The following is a 1,230-nucleotide window of genomic DNA, read 5'->3' on the forward strand; positions in this document are numbered from 1 at the left end:
GACGCAGTCGTGGACCTGATCGCGGCGCACCGCCGCGCTATTTCCGAGCTGGAGTGTCTCGGCAAACGTTTGATGCACGCCGAAGAGGCCGAGACGGAGTTGATCGGTCCGCGGCTGGACGCTGCCATGAAGAACGAAACGGTCATTCGACGGCAGGCAGCGATGGCGCCGGTCGCCAATGTTGGCGAGCTGAAGATGAAAGCGGCCTATTTTAAGCGGCTCATCAACAACGGTTGGTGCGACGTGGATGCGGACGACCTACATGAGCTGCTGCGGTCTTTCGCCGAGTTGCCGACCTAAGAAAAGAAGGCGGAAATCCAAGACGCGAGCGCATGCCATGCGGCATAGGCCAACGCCGGCACCGCGATGATGGCGATGAATGCGAGCGCCCCGGTTATGGCACCCTCCGTGCGGCCCTCGACGGGGTAGTAGTAGCGGCTCGATTGATCCTCGTGGTTCATTGCTTGCGCTCCCCTGCCCGTCTCAGCAGAAGTTCAATGGGATGCTGAAACTTCCTCGCCCAAAGACCATCAGCTTTCATCTTCGCGTTGAGCTCAGCCACCAGATAGTGCGGGCTGACGGCGTTGCCTTTCTGGTCGGTGGCGGCGAAGGCGTAGCCGGCCGCGATCAGCGCGGTCCCAACGTCGATCGTATTGCCGTCGAGTTTCGCGCCACACACCACAAAGGTCGCTTTATCGAGCGCCAAGGCGATGGGCTGACAAGTCACGGCCGTTGTCGAAAACAAGGCGGCCAGGTGGGCGAGCGAGACGTTGCCGCAATCGAGTTCTTTGCCATTGGGATCCAGGGCGATCGTGCCGCGCAAGCATGATTGCACGCCATAAAGCCGGTAGAGCCTACCGCGGTCGCGCCACGTATCTCCGGTCAGCAGTTCGACGCTTTTCGACACCAGGAAGGGCGCGGTTGTCGCGCTTGCCGGCGCGGCTCCTTCCGCACTTACGGCGTGAGCGCACGTGAGTATGATGAAGGCTGCGAGGCTAGTTCGCTTCATCGGTCTGAAACTGCTTGCCGAGATCGGAGGCGTGTTCGAGATCCGGCCGCAGCGACTTGCCGTCCTTGTTGCGGCCGATCGCAGCCATGTTGAAGAAGACCATGGAATCGTCGTCATAGGAGATTGAATAGGGATCGTTCGCATTGCCAGCCCCGACGAGCGCAAAACATGAAACCGCGTCCGGCAGGCCGGGCTGGCTTTTGAGGACCAGCGTCTTGCAC

General features: G+C 60.8%; 4 protein-coding genes. 1 reads left to right on the forward strand and 3 read right to left on the reverse strand.

All coding sequences use genetic code 11. The features are described from left to right. The coding region (locus EOA23_RS35985) for a hypothetical protein (RefSeq protein ID WP_189341836.1) at nt 1-300 on the forward strand (300 nt) is incomplete at its 5' end. Here EOA23_RS35985 and EOA23_RS35990 read toward each other — a convergent pair. The 3 genes from EOA23_RS35990 to EOA23_RS35995 form a co-directional block, all read right to left on the reverse strand. Further along, nucleotides 297-461, reverse strand: coding sequence for a hypothetical protein (locus tag EOA23_RS35990; RefSeq protein ID WP_189341837.1), 165 nt, complete (start codon nt 459-461; stop codon nt 297-299). The two genes, EOA23_RS35985 and EOA23_RS35990, sit on opposite strands and share 4 nt — an antisense overlap. Next, nucleotides 458-907, reverse strand: coding sequence for a thermonuclease family protein (locus EOA23_RS34855; RefSeq protein ID WP_127307330.1), 450 nt, complete (start codon nt 905-907; stop codon nt 458-460). The genes EOA23_RS35990 and EOA23_RS34855 overlap by 4 nt, the downstream gene beginning before the upstream one ends. 88 nt (nt 908-995) lie before the next feature. After that, a partial coding sequence (locus EOA23_RS35995) for a hypothetical protein (protein WP_189341838.1) occupies nt 996-1,230 on the reverse strand: 235 nt, incomplete at its 5' end.

The sequence above is a fragment of the Mesorhizobium sp. M2A.F.Ca.ET.042.01.1.1 genome (assembly GCF_003997405.1).
Lineage (GTDB): Bacteria > Pseudomonadota > Alphaproteobacteria > Rhizobiales > Rhizobiaceae > Mesorhizobium.

Coding starts and splice junctions, on each gene's coding strand:
- EOA23_RS35990 (WP_189341837.1), bottom strand. CDS start 461: ATGAACCACGAGGATCAATCGAGCCGCTACTACTACCCCGTCGAGGGC.